The 18,916-nt window shown below is 54.1% G+C and carries 11 protein-coding genes and 1 pseudogene; 4 read left to right on the forward strand and 8 right to left on the reverse strand.

Going from position 1 to position 18,916, the window contains the following annotated elements; genetic code table 11:
- Nucleotides 1–209: 209 nt before the first annotated feature.
- A pseudogene (locus tag RH90_RS21010) lies at nt 210–472 on the forward strand (transposase); the annotation flags it as partial.
- Between the two features lie 1,176 nt (nt 473–1,648).
- On the opposite strand, the gene RH90_RS23755 reads toward RH90_RS21010, so the two are convergent.
- From RH90_RS23755 to RH90_RS23030, 6 genes are all read right to left on the reverse strand, one after another.
- Complete coding sequence (locus RH90_RS23755; protein WP_157134794.1) at nt 1,649–2,041, reverse strand: toxin-activating lysine-acyltransferase; 393 nt, start codon at nt 2,039–2,041, stop codon at nt 1,649–1,651.
- A 118-nt stretch (nt 2,042–2,159) separates the two neighbouring features.
- Entirely contained in the window at nt 2,160–3,512 is a 1,353-nt protein-coding gene (locus tag RH90_RS23760; protein ID WP_157134795.1) for a hypothetical protein, read from the reverse strand.
- Nucleotides 3,513–3,684: 172 nt separating this feature from the next.
- On the reverse strand, nt 3,685–5,790 hold the full coding sequence (locus RH90_RS21015) for a peptidase domain-containing ABC transporter (RefSeq protein ID WP_081477066.1): 2,106 nt from the start codon (nt 5,788–5,790) through the stop codon (nt 3,685–3,687).
- Nucleotides 5,787–6,887, reverse strand: a complete 1,101-nt coding sequence (locus RH90_RS21020; protein ID WP_037493990.1) for an HlyD family secretion protein — start codon at nt 6,885–6,887, stop codon at nt 5,787–5,789. The genes RH90_RS21015 and RH90_RS21020 overlap by 4 nt, the downstream gene beginning before the upstream one ends.
- 457 nt (nt 6,888–7,344) lie before the next feature.
- Nucleotides 7,345–9,063 (reverse strand): hypothetical protein, encoded by a 1,719-nt coding sequence (locus tag RH90_RS23765; protein ID WP_157134796.1) that lies wholly within the window; start codon nt 9,061–9,063, stop codon nt 7,345–7,347.
- A 169-nt stretch (nt 9,064–9,232) separates the two neighbouring features.
- Nucleotides 9,233–11,863 carry a prolyl oligopeptidase family serine peptidase gene (locus RH90_RS23030; RefSeq protein ID WP_157134797.1) on the reverse strand — a complete coding sequence of 877 codons (2,631 nt, stop codon included), beginning with the start codon at nt 11,861–11,863 and terminating at the stop codon, nt 9,233–9,235.
- A 617-nt stretch (nt 11,864–12,480) separates the two neighbouring features.
- On the opposite strand from RH90_RS23030, the gene RH90_RS23035 reads away from it, so the two are divergent.
- The 3 genes from RH90_RS23035 (at nt 12,481) to RH90_RS21035 (ending at nt 16,675) form a co-directional block, all read left to right on the forward strand.
- Nucleotides 12,481–13,521, forward strand: a complete 1,041-nt coding sequence (locus RH90_RS23035; RefSeq protein ID WP_081477068.1) for a prolyl hydroxylase family protein — start codon at nt 12,481–12,483, stop codon at nt 13,519–13,521.
- Nucleotides 13,522–13,566: 45 nt separating this feature from the next.
- Nucleotides 13,567–15,264, forward strand: a complete 1,698-nt coding sequence (locus RH90_RS23770) for a hypothetical protein (protein ID WP_157134798.1) — start codon at nt 13,567–13,569, stop codon at nt 15,262–15,264.
- Nucleotides 15,265–15,952: 688 nt separating this feature from the next.
- Nucleotides 15,953–16,675, forward strand: coding sequence for a hypothetical protein (locus RH90_RS21035; protein WP_010188911.1), 723 nt, complete (start codon nt 15,953–15,955; stop codon nt 16,673–16,675).
- Here RH90_RS21035 and RH90_RS21040 read toward each other — a convergent pair.
- The gene (locus RH90_RS21040; protein WP_051124913.1) at nt 16,625–17,146 is read right to left on the reverse strand and encodes a Mov34/MPN/PAD-1 family protein; all 522 of its coding nucleotides are present in this window, start codon (nt 17,144–17,146) and stop codon (nt 16,625–16,627) included. The genes RH90_RS21035 and RH90_RS21040 overlap by 51 nt on opposite strands.
- On the reverse strand, nt 17,143–18,891 hold the full coding sequence (locus RH90_RS22325) for a ThiF family adenylyltransferase (protein WP_010188913.1): 1,749 nt from the start codon (nt 18,889–18,891) through the stop codon (nt 17,143–17,145). Before RH90_RS22325 ends, RH90_RS21040 begins: the two co-directional genes overlap by 4 nt.
- Nucleotides 18,892–18,916: the final 25 nt, after the last annotated feature.

An 18,916-nucleotide genomic window follows, 5' to 3' on the forward strand; every position in this document is an offset into this window, starting at 1 on the left:
GTATGAGCAGCATGGCGAAAAAGTTGAGCCAGAGCGCCGAAGTCAACGACCGCGGTGCAGTTGGTGGCGGATAGTGATCGCGATCATACTCAGCAGACCATCGCTGGTGGGCAAGCAGGACGGCAGAGGTGGCTCGGCAAATCTGGACAGGCTGCTAAGTGGAGTTTCTGCCTGAAGGCGGCCAGTATGGCTGCCGAACAGGATATCAGATGACGAAGCGAACACGCCGGAACCACAGCCGGCCTTCAAGGCGAAGCTGACGTTAGCTGCCGTGAAAGGCGAGAAGACGCTGGCCGAGCTGCCGCCGCAGTTCGACGTTCACCCGAACCAGATCACGAGGTGGCGCAGCCAGCTGCTGGACGGGGCTGCGGGGGTTTTCGCGTCGGAGAGCCATAGTGAGCCGGCAGAGCCGGCGATCGACGTGAAGACGTTGCACGCCAAAATCGGCGAGTTAACACTGGGGACGATTTTTTGTCATGGGCGCTCAGCAACGCGAGGATAGTCCCTCGAAGTCGGCTACGATCACAATCGGATACGCGCTCATGGAGTGTCCATGACAAGTGGCGATAGGACCGATGCTGCGCATCTTCAGGGTTATCAACAGGTACAGCCGCTTCTCCTCGGCCGCGGTGCCGCGGTTCAGCTTCCGGGCGCCAGATGTGATCGATATGCTCAATCGGGTCTGCAGCGAGACTGGCTATCTGGGCTCGATGGTTGATCAGGGGACAAGTTTGTCTCCGAGGACCTCGATCTGTGGCGTTCATCAAGGGCGTTACACTAGACTTCTAGCAGCTTAGCGCGTCGACCGACCACGCCTTGATCGAATCGTTCGAGGGCAAGTTCCAGGCGAAATCCCTGAACCAACACCGGCTCATGGGTCACGATGACGCAGTCAGAAAAATTCGAGACTAGTCCCAAACGCAATGATTAAGTGCGGCTAAATGCGCGATTGGCTATAAGCCGTCACTGGCTAGGTTTTGGCGGTGAAAGAGCAGAGCGGTGTGGCGAAGGCGCCCGCGCTCGGGGCGCGATACCGCCCGCCATCGTTATATCGTGTGACGAGACGCCTAACAACAACTCGGCCCACGCAGTTATGCATGGGCCGAGCATCTGGTTAAATACGCTTAGTTTTCCTGGCCGTAGAGATCGTAACCTCTGGTTCCCTTGTAAGGATAAGGATAAGGTCCCGACCCTGGACTCGTCGGCGTGGAAGGCGGCGTCGGGCTCGGAGCCGGGGGGCCTGCTTGCCCACCAAAGACCCGGTCCAACTCCTCAGCTGCCAGGGTCTGTAGGGGAGCGCCAAAGATTGGCCCCCGGGTCTTCGAATCGCTTCTCAGTTCCTTTTTCATGCCTTTAGCTCCTATTTGGCCTTGGAGGGCGCAATTGGTCTGCCGCGCCTAGCTCAAACCCTTATGTCACTTGGATTAATTGTCAAGTATAAGACCGGAGAAGACACAAAATACAACGCTCAAGCGCGCTGGTCATCGGACAAAAAGTCCGATCGGGTCCTAACCGACATAACTTTAAAAAATTTTAACGGCGCCATTACGGAACCGTAACACTTGAACTGCCTTGGATTTCCCAATGAACCATAAGTGATTCCCGTTGCCGCGAAGGTGGGGCTCACGTCGCTCGAAAGATCTCGATTCTAGAAAATTGCACATATTTTTGGAGATCCATAGACGCCTAGGTGGCATACACCAGATAACCTGGCCAATTCACGTAGTTGATTTCTAAAAGAAAGAGGCAAAGTTCGCTGTTGCGACATGAAGGCCCAAGCCCATAGGTTCAATCCTTCGTTCCATTCTGATAAATGAAGAATTCTCGCCTTGCCGCGTAATAGATCGCAATGAATGTCATCCCCGACAAATGCCCACACCATAATACCAGCAACCTGACTCGAGTCATCAAATTGCAAGGCTACCTGTTGGCGGGAGATGGGAACCTCTAGATGATACTGAATAAGCCAATCAGGCCACTCATATTTGTTGTAATCTAGCAAGAACTCCGTTAGCGTTTCGATGTCAATATCGGTCTTCATTAATCGACCCTTCATAGTATGCCGGAAAACGCTCCGTTTTTGGGGCCGCCAGTCTTCTCCAAGATAGAAAAATATAGCCTAGTTTGAAGCGCTGCGTGATATTCTGTAATATGTTCGATCATGGTATTTCGGAGACCTTTTGGCTTCCCACGTACTTTTTTAGAATTCGCTCAAGCTTTAACAAATGCCAAAGCCTTACGGCCATGTCTGTGGTAAAATCTCGGCCAGCTTGTTCCCTCGCATCACGTAACAGCTCGAAAATATTGATGCCATAGTCGGCCAAGATTGACTCGCCGACCTCAGCGTCGAAATCTGTGAGCGCGGCTTCTCTAATGAGCAGCGGACCAAAGTTTTCGCCATATCGTGGAAAAATGAAACTGTCGCTCAAACCTGATCTCGCGAGCGTAAGCACGTGAAGAAGTCGACCGTTTCGGAAAGTCCGCGGAAGTCGCCGGCAAAAATTGACAACGCGGTGAGTTGCAAGCGGATTGCATGGCCAAATTCCACGCCTCAGAAATATGTCTCCTCGTCCCACGCTCGCCAGAACGGCGGAGGAAGAAAGTAGGCCTGACACCTCGTAATCCCGGCGAATATATGTACGCTCCATACCTAACTCATCACCACCTATCCCGGTGATGACCATATCCAAACGGTCGACGTCAGGGTGGGAACTGATCGCATGCACGCAGGCAAGCCTATGGTTGTCATCCATCGGGGTGAAAAGGCATTCCTCGTACTTTAGGGCGGCAATGGGAGATACTACGTTAGACGGGTATTCGTGATCGTTCAGAGAGAGTAGTTCAACAAGTTCTCGCCGCCGCGAGCTTTGCTGTATCCCAACGGCCCCTTCGTGAACTAATCCGTAGGAACTCAGGTCATCACGGAGCAACGCAGCGGCTAACACGGAGCAACTGGAGTCCATACCACCACTTAATTCTAACAATACGCCCTTAGAGCGATTCAAACTACCTGCGATACTCTCTCCAATTACATGAAGAAACTCATTTGTCGCGGTGCTGCCCTGAGATAGATACGACTCCGCGGGCACTCCTCGAAGTTGCTGTTCGGTAAAGCTGATTCTATAACCGTCCGAATTGACGGTTTCACCTGGCCAAAGATTGAAGACACCTTTTAATACCTGATTCCTCGTAAGAGAGGGCCCGTGCTCTAGATAAAGCACGCAGGCCTCAATGTCAGGCTGCGGTGCCTGTTGCCAAAGTGCGATCTCTTCAAAATCCCACGTGGCTCTAAAATTGCCATTTTCGCATGCAATGTGCATCGGTGTCGAGCCGTCTGCCGCCCGAACCATACTTATGCGTGCAGGGTTGAAGTTCCAGTCGATCACAATTTTCGTAGCGTCAGCGCCCTCTAATGCCGAATATTTTTCTAAGCGATCAATCGTCCCGCGGTACGGGTCGGCTATCTCCCCAATCCAGACAATCAAGCGTTGGTCAGCATAGATGTGCTCCATCTGGATATGCCTAATCTGGAGACATTTGACAAACCCATCATCTATTTCGACCGATCGCTGAGATGTCGAACAAATCTTCGGCCGCAAATTCGTATTGACGCACAGGCTAAACATACCCAGTTCCTTTGATATAACTTAACTGATAGAGCTACAAAAACACGAAGGAATGGTATCAATGCATCGTCAATAATCCATCATTCATGGAATAAACAATATCAGCGTTCTTTATCGTCTCTTTTCTATGGGCAATGACAATTCTTGTGATACCCATTGCGTTAATAGCCTCATTAACAAGAGCTTCTGTTTGCCAGTCAAGATGGGCAGTGCCCTCGTCAAGAAGCAACAACCTTGGCTTTCTGTATAAGGCACGGGCCAATAGTATGCGCGCCTTCTGACCTCCGGATAGGGCTGATCCCATGTCGCCAACAAGAGACTCATATTTCATCGGCATTGCGTCAATTTCGCGGGCGATCGCGGCTAGCGAGGCGGCTTCGATCACCCGGTCCATAATAATCTCCTGATCGAACATCGCGATGTTGCTTGCGATTGACCCGGCGAACAGGCAGTCTTCCTGAAGAACGGCGGCTATTTTCGACCGATAGTTGCGGACGCCGTGTTGGAGCAACGGAACCCCGTCAACCAACATTAGCCCACTTTCAGGCTGATCGAGGCCCAGTAAAATCTTCGCAAGAGTTGACTTTCCGCCGCCAGAACTTCCCGTAATTGCGATATGCTGTCCACACTCGACTCGCAAATTCAAGCCGCGAAGGACCCAAGGTTCGGCTGGGCCATATCGGTAAAACACATCCTTAAGCTCGACCTGTCCGGAAAATTCGGTATCGGCCGAATGCGGCGGCGCGAAGCTGATGTCCTCCTTCTCGAGCGCAATGTCACTTATGCGATCAAGGTGAAGGCTCAGCATTCGGAATGCGATGCCTTGGTCGATCAAGGTCGATGCTCGCGATACAAATTGCTGTTTGTACGCAAGGTAGGCTACGAGCATGCCAATTGATAAGCCACCGGCTAGTACGAGATTGGCGGCCAGCCATACTATTAGAACCCCCTCTAGCCCAGTAATGATGCTATTTGCTGCCCCTTGCCAAATGCCAATTCTCGCTACCATCACGTTTGCGTTTGCTTGGTCCGTAAGTCTACCTTGCCAAAGCATGTGGCGATCATTTTCTCGTCCAAAAAGTCGGAGAACGGTGATACCCCTGAGAGTTTCTATTAACATCGATTGCTCTCGACCGCCGGCGATTATTGCAGCCTCACGCGCCTGTCGCTCAAGCCTAAACGAGACAATCCTTACGAGAATATAGAACGTAAAACTAATAAAAGTGATTGCTGTTAAAAGTATGCTGTACCACATCATTATTATTAAGGTCAGAAGAGCCATGGCGCCATCGACTAGCGATGACACGATTCCCTGAGTAAAGGCATCCTGAATAGGGTGCACGGATTGAAATCTCGACATCACATCGCCAACATGGCGTCGCTCGAACCACGCGATCGGAAGCCTGAACAGCCTTTTCCCTAGCCTGGAAGTGACAACGAAGCCTAATGACGTTCCGGTTGAAAGTAGTACAAATCCACGCACAATCACGGCGACGCCGTTGAGTATCGTTAGTGCAGCAAACGCTAAAGCTACAAGGGCCAACAAGGTCTCATCAGATGATGGTAAAACCTTGTCTATTACGATTTGCATATAAAACGGCCAAGCTATGGCGGCGATTTGTAGCACGATCGTGAGTATCAGGGTCTGCGTGGCTACACGCTTCCATCCCGTTACATTTTTCCAAAGCTGTGATGCCTTTAGACGCGGTCGCTTTTCAAATACCTTAAATTCTTCAGTTGGACTTAGCTCGAGGGCCGCGCCGGTAAAGTGGTCCGCAACCTCGTCCATCGTCATTCTAGAACCCTGCCCATTCGCTGGGTCGAAAATCTCGGCTCGTCCGTGTTTAATGCGCTCCAAAACCACGAAGTGGTTGCTATCCCAATGCAAAATCGCCGGGAGGTGTAAACGGGTTAGCGAGTCAGCAGGAACCCTCACTGGGCGCGCGAGTAGTCCGATGTTTTCGGCAACGTTGGACAAATTACGGAGCGACAGGCCCTTTAGGCTGGGCGCGTAGTCTTGCCTTAATCCTACCAAGTCGAGGTTCGAGCCGTAATACTCGCTTATCATTGCTAAACATGCCAAACCACATTCTGCAATCTCGGTTTGGCGGATGTGCTTTATCCTGCGTAGTGAGAAAATGCCTAGATTTAGCTGATCGATCATTGTTTCTTTACCGCGTAGATGGGCTCAAATAACCATTCCAAGAGGGACATCTGGCGAATAATTACGCGCGCTTTTAACGTCATTCCTGGGTGTAATAGCTGGAAGCCACCGAAAGCTCGCACCATCGACGAGCGTATGGAGCACGTAACGATGTATACGACCTCATTTTTTCCATCGGACCCGACATGATTTATCGTAACCGGGCTGATCGCTAGGATTGTAGCGGGCACAGCGCCGAAGGTCGCAAACGGAAACGCATCTACTTGCAGTCGAACCTTTTGCCCGATCGTAAGAAATCCGGCTGCCCGAGTAGGGACGTACAATGTGGACTGAAGGCGGGCTCCGCGAGGTACAACGGCCATCAGCGGCTGGCTCGGTATTGCTTGCTGCCCCTCCCTCACCACGACGGCGGTGACACGACCACTGACGGGAGCTACGAGCGTATAGCCGCGCGATGCAGCAACTTCGTACCGTTGTCGTGCGAGAGCGGCGCGCGTTTCCGCTATCTGGGCCTGAGCAACTTTCCTTTGATTCGTCGCCTCTTCAACCGTCTTACGAGTTGCGTTCAACTCCGCAAGCTTGTCCCCTCGCGCCTGTTCCAATGCCGCCATTTGCTGGCGCCGTAACGTCACGGCGTCCTCGCGCGCAGCCATGTCCCGGCGACTGATAAAGCCGCGGTCAGCGATAGTCTGAACTCGAGCAAGATCTGCAACGGCGTTTTGGATCAGGCTGCTTTGCTCGCCTATCTGGCGATCAATCGCCGAGACCGCGGCACGCTGCCCCAGCGCTTGCACCTCAAGCTTTTCGCGCGAGGAATCTGTCACGCTTGCGGCCGCCGCTTGCTGGAGCTGTAAGGTGCTGTCTTGCAAATCGAGCGCGGACAAAACCTGTCGCGGACCAGTTTCTCCCGGCGACACAATCTCCTCGACTTTAATAGACACAAGCGGAGCGCCGGCCGTTACTTGGTCTCCCTCATTGACTAGCAACTTGCCTACCAGTCCGGGCCGACTTGGGGTGATACTGATCGAGTTCACGGCGATTTCGCCCGACACAGTTTCTGATTGCGTGTACTTTCCCCAAGCCAGCGCGGCACCCATAACGACTACAAGAAAGAGCAAAGAATACCCGAATATATGCCACGAGACGGGTAAAAACAGATGTATGTCTCCCCCGATGCCATCACCTTGGTTGGACCTGGGGGGAAGCCGGTTCAATTGGTGATCCTATCAAGGGAACTCAATAAACTAACCGACCGCGCGAAAGGCTCCCGGGATTCGGGGAGCCACAGCGAATCAGCAGATATGGTGAAACTTCCAAAACGCCCTCTAACTATACCAATGGACGGCGCACCATTTGCGTTCGGCGTACCGCCAACCTGGCGTTTAGCGCTCCGCGACGCGCAGATTTGATCCTCGAACAGGGCCTCACGCTTCGATCGAGCAGGTGCAAAGGGCTGCTCAAAATCGTGGAGGTTGCGGATGGTGTTATCAATGCAAGGAAGCATAATTGAACGGCAGCGACCCGGGAAGTCGCGGCAACTGGAGGGCGCTGGGGTCAAAAACGCGGCCTTTGAATTGACGTCCTTCTAATAGGTACGAGATTCAAGACAATTGGCACAATAGTCCAGGCTATAATGGCAAAAGGTACGCCTGGGCCAGCGAAACCAGCGGTAAACGAAATAAGTGAGATTAAAATAAGAAGGACTTCAAGCTTTCTTCGGGCAATGATTGGTCTATTTATATCGTCCGGATACCATTCCAGTAATCCCTTTCGGCCGGGTAAAGTGAGCCTAAAGGACGTTTTTATTAACGCGTGGAATGTGATAAGCGCGTCGCGCTGAAGATAGAATAGCGTGCCTAATGATCGCATAAAAGCATTCGCGATGAGAAAGCGCGCGGTATTAAATAATCCATTTTTGCGATCCGTCTTTATTAAAAATAACGGAATGCGGCAGGCGGCAAGCAATGTTCCGCCACGATGAAATAGGAGCAGAAGTGATCCAATTACGAGTCCCAGGCGCCAACTGGTGAACAAGCATCTCACCACTACGATGTAGATAGCTACTGGATTTAACGCGTCGAGGATGACGTGCGCGATCGCTGCTCTCATTGAGAGAGTTATCGCGGAAACCCTTTTTTCACCTACTCCTTTGAAAAGCCAAGGTAGTACCTGAAAGTCTCCTCTCATCCAACGATGCTGCCGTCGTTCCCAGCTTGTCCGCGAAGCAGGAAATGGCTCGTAGACGCTGGCGATTGGCGAAGAGCATCCGTGACCAAGTATTGCCTCCAGATGATCGTGACTGAGAATTGTGTTATCTGGGATAGCGCTACTTAAGGAAAGGAAGTCGTCGACCGCAATGAGAGCTTTCCCATTATAAATGTCATGCCCAAAAACGCGATCGCGGAGTGTGTGTTCGCGCCAGTCCTTGTTAACCGAAAACACCCAAGGTTCGTAAAGCCATCTCTGGATCGGCTCTTCAGCGCGGTCCAGCGTCCGAACGACGGGCGACATAAGTGCAGGCCGCTTGTCGCGCTCCCAACCTGCTCTCCGCTGCTCGAATGTCTTCGACAGCAGCAGCAGACCTTCGCCGGTCACTCTTGTATCAATGTCCATGACGAAGACAGTTGACGCTCCCACCCACATCGCGGGGCAATCGCCGATGAAAGAAGTCGGCATTTCCCGCGTCAGTTTCAAAAACTCTACAACCTTTCCCCGCTTTCGCTCCCAACCCATCCAAGTTCGCTCGAACGGGTTCCAAACCCGTCTACGGTACAACAGACGTGCGGCGGGCAGCCCATCCTTCACACGGGCTTGGTTTAGAGAATGGACAGTTTGCTCCAAGCGTTTCTGGAGGTGAATATCTTCTTTTTCCTCGGCGAGAGCTGAATCGCGAAAGTCGACCAAAAGGATAATCTCTACAGGCCATTCGTACGTCATTGACCAGTTTTCGCTAAGGCACGACGCCGCAGCCTCGATATCGCGATAGCTCGCGACAAGAAGTGGCACAATGATTGGTACTTGATCAAGAGGATGGACGGGGCGTTCAAGCAGGCCGTCGATCCCGCAAAGTCTGCATTTTTCCAAATCCGGAAAAATTGTGGCAAGCACGATCAGGCTTAGATCAATACTAAATAGCACTGTCGGAATCAGTATAAAGATTCCAATTTCTGCGGTTAAAAGTCCAAGCCGATTATAATTAAAAACTAGTGTTATTATAATCGTTACTAACAGGACATAGAAGCAAATTTTTCGCAAAGAGAAGTTGTTAAACAAAGTAAATTATCCAGCCTAATTCAACTGTAGATGCCGGCGGGTTGCAGTTGGCATGCTATTGAAGTCACGCCGTATAACGTATGAGGGAGCCGGTGAGAGAAGCCTGTGAGAGCTGGGGGTACGTATCGTACCATTACAGCTGCCAGAACATAGCGTCGGAGCATTTCAATTAGGGCTTCTCTTTTGCAGCGTCGTTGGGTTTCCTTAGGTACCTGTCGAACCAAATGATCGTCTGCTCGAAAGCATCGCGAATGTTTGCAGGGGACTGAGATACGCTATGACTTTCGCCGCCATAGCGCCTGAGTTCCGCAGTTTTTCCTTGGGCGTACAGCGAAAAGAAGAAGCGCTCGGCTTGGGCTTGGTTGCCGCGTAAGTCAGCGTCGCCATGAATCATTAGCAGTGGCGTGGTGACGTGATCGACATGACTAAGCGGGGAATTAAGGGCATAGCCTGCTGGATCCCCCCAAGGCGGAAATTGCTCGCCGAACTGACCTATTTCGAACCAATTATCGCTCTTTTCGTGCTCAATGTTCGGGTATCCCCGTCCGGTCGGATCGAATTCGCCATAAAGGCTGGACAAGTCCGACAGTCCCGCGATCGCCACGGCTGCCTTAAAGCGACTAGTCTGCCCTAGAAGGCCATAAACGCTGTATCCTCCAAAGCTTTGGCCAATGACGCCCAATCGTTCGGGATCGGAAATGCCGAGGCTCACGAGCTTGTCGATCGCCGACATTACCCCGGTGGGGAGTTGCGAGTAGATGTCGCTCTTACTGCGATCCAATGGCATAGAAGGGACGACGACGACATAGCCCTTGGCCGCATAAAGCCTAAGGTTATAAAGCCCAGGCTGAAGCGGATCTGTCATGAAGTCATTTTCAAGTGAGCGCACATCATAGCCGCCGTAAACCCACGCCAATGTGGGGTAGGAACGCCCCGACTGGTAACCTGGCGGAAGAAGGACTGCGGCATTTAGCGATCCGCCACTTGGGGTTTGGTATTGGACAAGCCGTGTATCACCCCAGTCGATCTTATTTAGATATGTGTTCAGCTTGAGTAGCTCGCGACTTTTCCCCGTCGAAAAATCTTGCTCGAGGAGAGAAATTCCGGACCGTCCGCTTTGACTATACAGTAGGCGTCCACGCTCCAGATCCACATCCAAAATATCGCCCCCGGTCGCAGGGCTCAACGCCCCTAGCACTCCTGTCGCCGCATTTAGAGTTGCCAGTCGAAAGCCACCATCATTGCTGTGAAGGAGCGTCAGCTGCCCAGTAGATGGTGCATCGGACTTATTAAAGAGAAGGAATCTTCCTTCCTCGCCCAGTTCGGAAACCCGTACCATTCTAGATTTCGCGGGATCGAGCCTAAATACACCTTTGCCTATGAGCATGGTCAAGCTGCCATTCGCATCGCGGACGAGAACGTCTGACGGCAGGCCGGCGGTGCCGCTAACAAGGCTCTCGCGCCCATCGATGCTCAGCAGCCACCATTTTCCGTCGGATGCGCGAGCGAACAGCTTACGATCGTTGGCCCAACGGGCCAGCGGCGAGCGAGGCCGATCGGCGCCCGCAGCCTCGTTCCCGATGGAGATCGAGCCCAACGAACGGACGGAGTCTTTATCTGCATTCACAATAAAAAGTGGGGTGGCCACAGAGTACTGCGACGCGCGCGCGCGAATCGCGACGTCTTGACTGTTCGGAGACCAGCCGTAAAGTTCGAGTGGGAAATGCGAAGCCGCGGACATAGTCTGCCAGTGAAACCCGGTGCCAGTTTGAAGATTTGCAACCCCAAGGCGTCGTTCGACTGTCCATTCCGGCTCGCGGACATTGGGAAACTGTCGACCCACCTCTGGCTGAAACGCACTCACCGAAGCAAGTACAGCCAACCGCTGGCCGTCTGGAGAAACCGAAGCTGTCAGGCCGCTCCGGAAGGGGTAGGCTGGGACCGTGCCTACGGTTCTCTTTACGCCAGTTCGGACATCAATAATCTGAATGACCGAGCTAAACAGGCCCTGCGTTTGCTGTTTCCTAGCGTCGCCGCTTGCAGAGACGCTTACGGTGGCAGTTGAACCACTGCGGAGGCGAACAGCATCGTCGGCCTCGGCGCGATATCGCCGGGCATATTGATCGACAGCAATCGATATCTCGCCTTTTGGCAGGGTAACGGCCAGCAACCGATTGTCATCGAGCCAAAGAAACGGAGCATTCTCGCTCACCACCCCCGTGTGACAGGTATGCGCAGTCGTCTCGTGATCGGCACCCCCTCTTAAGTCGAGCTTATCAATGGGACTTCCGAAGCGAGACTGGGTCATAACGGCGTCGCCGCTCAGTCGCGAGAGATCGCTTGTCGTCCGATCCCAAATATAAAGTCGTACATTGTCGCCGCCGCGTGGTTCGCCCCCTTCCGGCGCGGTCGACAACATGGCTAATCGCTGTCCGTCCGGAGACCAAGTGGCGCACCAGAACCCAGCCGCGTTAGGAAGGCCATTGGTCAAGGCACGACGTTCGCCGGTCTCTGTCGAGATCAGCCATACGTCTCCGCGGGTCGGATCGATCTCGTATGATGCACGACCAAAAATTTCACCGTCTTTCGCACGCCGTCGAACGACTGCTGCGACCCATTTGCCATCCGGCGAAATCGAAGCGCGGTCGAGCTGCTCCATGGCCAAAACATCGTTGATCGACAACGGCAATTTGCTCGCGATGGTCGTCTGAGCCAATTGAGCATGGGCGGCATAGGCAAAGCCCACTGAAAGCGAAAATGCAATAATCAGCCGAGGGAAACGCGCACGGTAGCCAGTCAATCCACAAATCACCGTCGCGATACCTTCAATGATAAATTGTCAGATCGACGGTCGATCGTCCCGAGCGCTGTATCGTGACTTGACCACAGCCCCTAGCCGAGCGTCAAGCGTGCACTTGTCATGTGCGCGCGCAACGACCAAAAAAAGCTTAGAAAGGCTCGAAATCATGCTCTTAACCTGCAAAGCCAGCCCCAACCTGGGATCGGTTTTCGTATTGTTACGACTCGATGCACGCCTGTCGTAGGCCGTGGTGACATGGCAGGACGCGCGCTGCCCGAGAACCGAGGCTCGAGCGTTCTCTCATCCATCTTCTGGGCCCCGGTTCGGTCGCAAGGCGGAAGCTAAAATATTTGTCGCGCCGCTATGTGAGGTCGGCCTGAGGCGGCTGCTGTCCTTTCTCATGCATGTATCCTGCATTGCGCGGACGGTTTGATCTGGAGTGGGGCGGCAGGGATGCGACGGATCTATTGAGCTTTCATATCTTTGAAAATCCTAGCTGCCTGGGTAAGACAATTCTTGCGGTATATGCCGCGTCGATGCGGGCGAGCAAAGTCTCTATGTCGCAAGTTAGGCCTTATGTAAGAATAGTGATCGGTCTCAAATAAAATAATGGAGCTATGATTGAGATGGATGTTGGAACAATAGTAACGAGTACAGATCGGTATAATGAAATCATTAGAGACCGGACTGTTCTGACCCTAATCAGGCATCTGGCCAGACAGGACGTCGGCTTTTCATCGGATCGATTGGTAAATTATCTTGCCGGCATAAAAGAGTTCCCTTTTTTTTCTGCAAGAAATCTATTATCGGCCGCTGAAGCGGCGGGCGTCAACTTGATAGGGCGAAAAGTAGCAATTTCTGAAATTAGGCACTGCGGTACACCATTTCTGACCTATATGGAGAGTCTCACGGAGACGGATCACCGGGTACAACTCGTCGAGGTGATTCATGTCGATAAAGACCGGATGACGATGTCGAATGGTCCCGCTGGACCCGTCGATATGTCGCTCAAAAAGCTAGCTCGGTTTTGGACTGGCGTAGTGTTTCTCACGCCGTATCCGGGTGCGTCCGAGGAAGAGTCGGAGTTGGAGGCTTACCGCCGTCAGGTTGCTGTCTTGCCGTCCATTCTTTCTGATGCCGACTGTGCGGAGATGATTGAATATTGTGAGCAGCGCGTGTTTCGGCGCAGTCGAGTCTCAAATGGTGATGAGCGACTTGCTCGAGCGCCGGGCGTTATTGAGCAAAAGGTAAGAAATAGCACGTCATTAATTCTTGAGGACCGTAGATATCCTCTATTAGATCGATTGTACCGTAATATTGCTGATTTAGAGGGAGTGGATGAGAGAGATATTGAACAAATACAATGCGTTCGTTATAAAATCGGTCAGAGATTTACAACCCACTTCGATGCCGCGGTTGAGGTGCCAAGAAAAACTACGTATCTCTTATACCTCAATCGAACATTCGGCGGCGGCGATACCTATTTCCCAATGCTAAATCTAAACGTAGAGCCGCTTACAGGCAACTGCCTTCGATTCCCAAGCTGCGATGCTGCCGGCCGGATATATTGGCAATCTGAACATGGTGGCCTTCCTGTAACTAATGGCACCAAATATGCCTTGAACATCTGGGTCCATATTTCTGGAAAAGCGGTTTAGGCGATACTCTAATATTAGTGATTGCGGAGTTTTGCATTGATAAATATGGCGCTAGAAGACGAGACGTTTTTGTTGCGGGAATGCCAGCATTTATACGTTCCTTTTGAAGCGTTCCATTTCAACAAGGCTGCCGTACTATGGCTTAACAGCCGATATTGGTGCTCGCAGGACTTAAATCTCGGCGACCCGGGGCTTGTTCATGATCTTGAGAACTGGCTCTTAGCAAGATTCGGGGTGTCGGCATTCGGTGACTTTGACCAAGTGGATACCTTCCGTGAAACGAGCGTAACTCTCTACGCCGACCGGTATGGTGGCACGTTCGGGCATTCTCATGGGGGTAGTGGGCGGGCCGGGACTGCGGGGCGCTTTAACGCGAAGGGGGTCGGTGCTACGCCTCTCACGGACCCAAACGCGAACTGGTATCATTCACATGGATGTATGTGGCTTGAAGAGGCAATCCGCGAGGCGATCTTTTCGGAGGTCTGCTGGCATGTGTTTCCTTGGCGGGCAAATCCGATTGTGGCGATCATAGATACAGGGGAACACGTTAAATCCGTTGCGGGCGAGATTGGTGCGCGGCGCGTTATTGCCGTCCGACCCGCGGCCTTGCGATTAGCGCATCTCGAACGAAATATTCTTTTCGGCTCCGCCGGAACAGGCGAGTCGGATCAATTCCTCGACTTCCTTCGGGTTAAAGAAGTTGTAAACTGTGTTAAGGTGAATGGCGTAGATTTAAACGGCGAAACTAGCAGTGCGTCGATTTTGTCGGATATAATGTCTAGAGTTTGTGAACAAATAGGTTATGGCCGTGCTTACCGTCTATTTCACGGTGACTATTTGTCATCTAACCTCTGTATATCTGCTGCGCTCGTCGATTTTGGAGCGTTCCGCGGTGTCGCGGATTGGCGTCGAAACGCATGGGAAGACAACGGGTTACCGTTTGGTGGGGAAGATCGCCGTTTATTTCAGACGGCAAGATCGCTAAGTTTTCACTTTCGGAAGCATGGCGGAGATCCCTTTGAAAACCAGCTGATGTCATTAGACCAACTAAGCATTGCCATCCATAAGGCTTTCGTTTCAACCCTTACCAAGATTTGCGGTCAGCATTCCAGGGCAGGAGAAATTGTTACTAGATTAACAGAACTTTATGATCAGCAACAGGCGACGCCCCCTACCCAAGGGGCAAGTTGGCCCCTATTTTATGACGGGTTAAGAGGAAACACATCTGACAACTACGATGATGTCTCTTATAGAGTCGGATCCGCCGTTCGGGCTGATTTAAGTACGGATCCCGACAATGCTCTCGTTAATGTTACCAGGAACAGGCTGCTTCGATGGGCAGCTCCTTTTGACTATGCATCTCGTGAGGCGGTACTTTCACGTATTTCATCAGCTTTTGGAGCAAATGGTACGAACCTATGCCATGCCCGAGTATATGATTTCATTGCAGAAAACGTAAATTCAATACGACGAACGTTCATAGCTTCTTCTGAACGGGAGTTAATCCTTCAACAGCGGACTGTGGCAAGGTGTCTGCTTCTTACCTGCTACGACGCAGCAACAGGACTTCGTCATTGGCGTATTGAGGGGCCCGGAATTGGGGAGAGTTTGCTCGTGAATGGCAAATCTCGATCAGCATTGCCTGATTGTCACGTATATGACGCAGGTGAGGGCCTAATCGGTTTGCGATGTGCCTATGACCCAATAGGCTATCTGCTCGATGCGAATTATCTGGCAACTTGATCGGAAGGTAGAATCGGCGAGGCCTGGTACTGGCCGTAGCGCTGGGCCTGGGCTCTGAGTAACCTCCTCCCCGTTTTCAGGTCGCTGATAACTTAGCTTCGGTTTCCATTTGAGCTCCTACCCATTCTTGGACCACCCGGCTGGGCGTCATCCAGTTCCTGCCGGCCAGGGCGGGCCATGTGCCGCTGACCGGTTCACCAGCGATATCGGCGGCTTATTGCCGATCGCGCTATGTGGTCGCACCTCGTTATAGTCTCTACGCTGTGGATCGGCGCCCAAAGCGGGTCCCCCCCTCTGAGCGAAGCAGCTACCTGTAATCCTTTGGCAAATATGGGTTATGATGGGGTCCCGATCGGCGCCGATCGGGACCGCTGCCTCGGTAAAGATTGGACGCATGATCAATAGCTTGGCAACAATCTAGCGGGATCCCGCTTTAGGCGCCGATCCACATGCCTGATGAAACGGTCGTGCCATTTAGCTCTGACAGGACCGTGCCAATTAGCGCTGAAGTCTACAGGCTGCCGACCATGGTTATGAGAAAATGACTTTGGGAACGGTTTTTGGGAAAATGGAGATCGCCGTTTGCTCGGTGAGGCAGATAGGCCCGGCTATTACCGTTCAAACTCAGCTACATGATCTTGAGAGGAATGGTCGGCGACCATCAGAGCTACGAAGAAGTGCCGTTGCGATGAGCCCGCAGTGGCTTATGGTCTTTGCGATGTACGCTGCCCTTTCGCTCAAACGCCTCGCCCAAATTCTCCTTTGGCCGTTCGGTATCATTCTGCTGGTATTGATCGCGGTCAACGGTGCGCCTGGCGATTCGCGCGCCGCCTTTAAGCTTATCGGGTCGGCGCTGACCTGTTGGGGCGTGTTGATCTACGTCGTGTTCGGCTTTTCCGGACGGTTCGCGATCTGGCGAGGTATCTGGTGGTTGGTTCCAAGTCTGAACCGATCGGTGTTTCCCGATCTAAACGGCACCTGGACCGGCACGACCAGCTCGAACTGGCCTGTGATCGCGACGATGCTGGATGCGGCCGAGGGTGGAGGAGGTATCGACCGGGGTGCGCTTCCCACTGTCCCTCTCCAGGAGGACGGGGTGACGATGACCATCGTCGCATCTCTGTTCACCTTCCGCATCAGTGCGGTCCTCGATCGCACCGGCGGCAAGTCCTATTCGCTGACCGAGCGGGTCACGCACGAGAAGCGTCGCAACGTGCACGAACTCTACTATGTCTACCGACAGGAGACGCCACAACCTGTTGCGACGGATGATGACAGCCATATCGGCGCGGCGTCGCTGATCGTCGACACCGCCGCATGGACGCTTGACGGGCCGTACTGGACCCGACGCAGTTGGCGATCAGGGCTTAACACGGCCGGCATCATCGAGGTTGTGAGGCAGCGCCGTTGATAAAGCTACGGCCGGCTGCAAATGGTGCGTGCTCGTGCCATCCTGAAACATCATTGCCAGCCCCTCTGGCAGCGGATCGCGCCCGATGATGGCGAACAGGAAACCGGCGAAGCCGTGGACCGATAGCGCAACGCGGCTTGCCATCGTCTTGCGGTCCAGAGGCGAGGGCTTTGGCCTCGCCTCCGGATGCCAATCACCCACATAGTGGAGGCCCATGTCAAACCGGGTTTCGACGACGGCCTGCTGGCGCTCGAGCGACGTCGAAAAGGAAAAGCGTGAGCGCAAGTCCTTCGGGTGCGGGCCCGTCGCCTCGACGATCGTGATCTCAGGCCCGGCGATCCGTGCGAACAAGAGTCCGCCGGCTTCACGTTGCCACCAGCGCATCTGCTGGTGCTTAAGCAGATGGTCGAGCGCCGGATCCGTGACGATAACGACCTCACCTGACGTACCGATCGGGTATCGCAGGCTCAAACGCCCTTACCTCCGCACTGAGGACAATCGGCACGCGGGGGCCAAACCGTCTCTTCCTGATTACCGCCCAATGTCCTGCCGCCAGACAAATCCTGCCACGCTTGGGTGAGCCGACCGCCCGCCAGATCGACGAGCCGACGGGGTGCGGCCATGAGCCGGTGGGTGCCCGGCGTAGCTCGATCGAGCAGCAGATCGAGCGCCAGGTCGGCGACGAGCACCGCAATGGCTTCGATCTCGGCTGCGCCGTATGGCTGAAAGAAGGCGCCGCACGCCGTCTCGCGCCGCAGCGTCGGCGTATCGAATTCGGCAACTGGCAATCGAGCATCGCCATGGGCGTCGAGACCGCATGCGAGGCAACCCGAGCCGGGTCCCAGCAACACGGCTTGGCCCGCGACGCCATGCGGCTCGCCCCACCCGTAGAGCAGCGAGCCGCCAAAGTGATCCGCCAGATGCCACTCATTAAGTTCGCGTTCGTCATTCCAGCCACCGATCGTGCTGATGAGCAGGTTGCAGCGCGCGAGCAGTTCCGGCCGATCGCGGGTGATTGGCTGCCAGGGCATTGCAAACCCTTCAAATGTCAGATGTGGAAAGTCGCGCCGCAGCCGGTCGGCCAGCGCCGGAGCCTTGTATCGGCCAGCGCTGGCGGCGCCGAGCACGTGTCGTCCAGTATTCGCGCGGGTCAATGTTTCGGGATCAATCAGCACTTGCTCGCCAACCCCGGCCGCGGCCAGCATGCGCGCGACAGGTGACCCCAGCGAGCCGCATCCGATCAGTCCAACGGTGCATGCGAGCAGGTCGCCGACGTTCGGGTTGGAATCGCGACCATGGATCCACCAGCCGTCGGCGCGATCGACGCGCGAATGAACGATTCGATCATCTCGGCGCTGCGCGACCATCAAGGCTGGCGGCACCTTGCCCGGCCGAAATCCTGGCAGGTATCCACCACGGTGCCCGCGTCGGACACTGACGCCAGCGAAGACCGCGCCATCGCCGGATGGCGCGCCGAGTACCACTATCGTCTCGGTATCGCCGCGCGCGAGTTGTGCGTCGAAAAGCGCCGCCTCTCGCGCGCCACACATCGCTGCCAAGCCGCGAAGGTCGTCGACCGTCCGCGGATATGCATCGGGAAGCAACGGTGCATCAAGCCACAGCAACAGCCCTTTGCCAATCATTCGAGGCGCAACCGCGCCCTTGCCGAATGCGCGGCGCACATAATCCCGGATTGCTCGCTCGCTGTCCGCCGCAAGCATGCCCTTCTTGCTGCGCCATAGTCGGATCGGGCGACTGGGTTCGCAGGGGTCGAGCAGGCTGATGATTTCGACACCGTCGGCCGTCGGGTTCCAGTAGGACAGGAATTCGGTTTGGAAGTCGCCGGAATTGACTCCGGCCAATCCCTCTTCGAGCACCTGAGCGACACTGCCTAATACGCGCTGGGCGACCCCGACGGGTAGCTCGGGATCAACGCTGTCGTTCGAAGACAACGCGCAGAATAGACCGTCGTCCTCGACATGCGGAATGCTAGGAAATGGTGGCGCGTCGACCCACGCCGCGCGGGGGCGCGATCGCGGGAAGCGATTGTCGACGAGCAGATCGACCGTGACTAGCCTGGTAGCGGTCCTAATCGTCGGCAGACGCCAGCCGTACGTGAAATTTTTGAGGGTCCAGGGCGACAGCGCTGCCGTGTCGAGCGGAGTGGCGCCAAGCTGGTGCTCGAGCCACGCGCCAAGCTGCTGCAGTGCTACCACCCGATTATCCTCGGGTGGCCCGCCA

Source organism: Sphingomonas sp. PAMC 26605 (assembly GCF_000241485.1).
Classification (GTDB): domain Bacteria; phylum Pseudomonadota; class Alphaproteobacteria; order Sphingomonadales; family Sphingomonadaceae; genus Sphingomonas.

Coding starts and splice junctions, on each gene's coding strand:
- RH90_RS23755 (WP_157134794.1), bottom strand. CDS start 2,041: ATGAAGACCGATATTGACATCGAAACGCTAACGGAGTTCTTGCTAGAT.
- RH90_RS23760 (WP_157134795.1), bottom strand. CDS start 3,512: ATGGAGCACATCTATGCTGACCAACGCTTGATTGTCTGGATTGGGGAG.
- RH90_RS21015 (WP_081477066.1), bottom strand. CDS start 5,790: ATGATCGATCAGCTAAATCTAGGCATTTTCTCACTACGCAGGATAAAG.
- RH90_RS21020 (WP_037493990.1), bottom strand. CDS start 6,887: ATGGGTGCCGCGCTGGCTTGGGGAAAGTACACGCAATCAGAAACTGTG.
- RH90_RS23035 (WP_081477068.1), top strand. CDS start 12,481: ATGATTGAGATGGATGTTGGAACAATAGTAACGAGTACAGATCGGTAT.
- RH90_RS23770 (WP_157134798.1), top strand. CDS start 13,567: ATGGCGCTAGAAGACGAGACGTTTTTGTTGCGGGAATGCCAGCATTTA.
- RH90_RS21035 (WP_010188911.1), top strand. CDS start 15,953: ATGAGCCCGCAGTGGCTTATGGTCTTTGCGATGTACGCTGCCCTTTCG.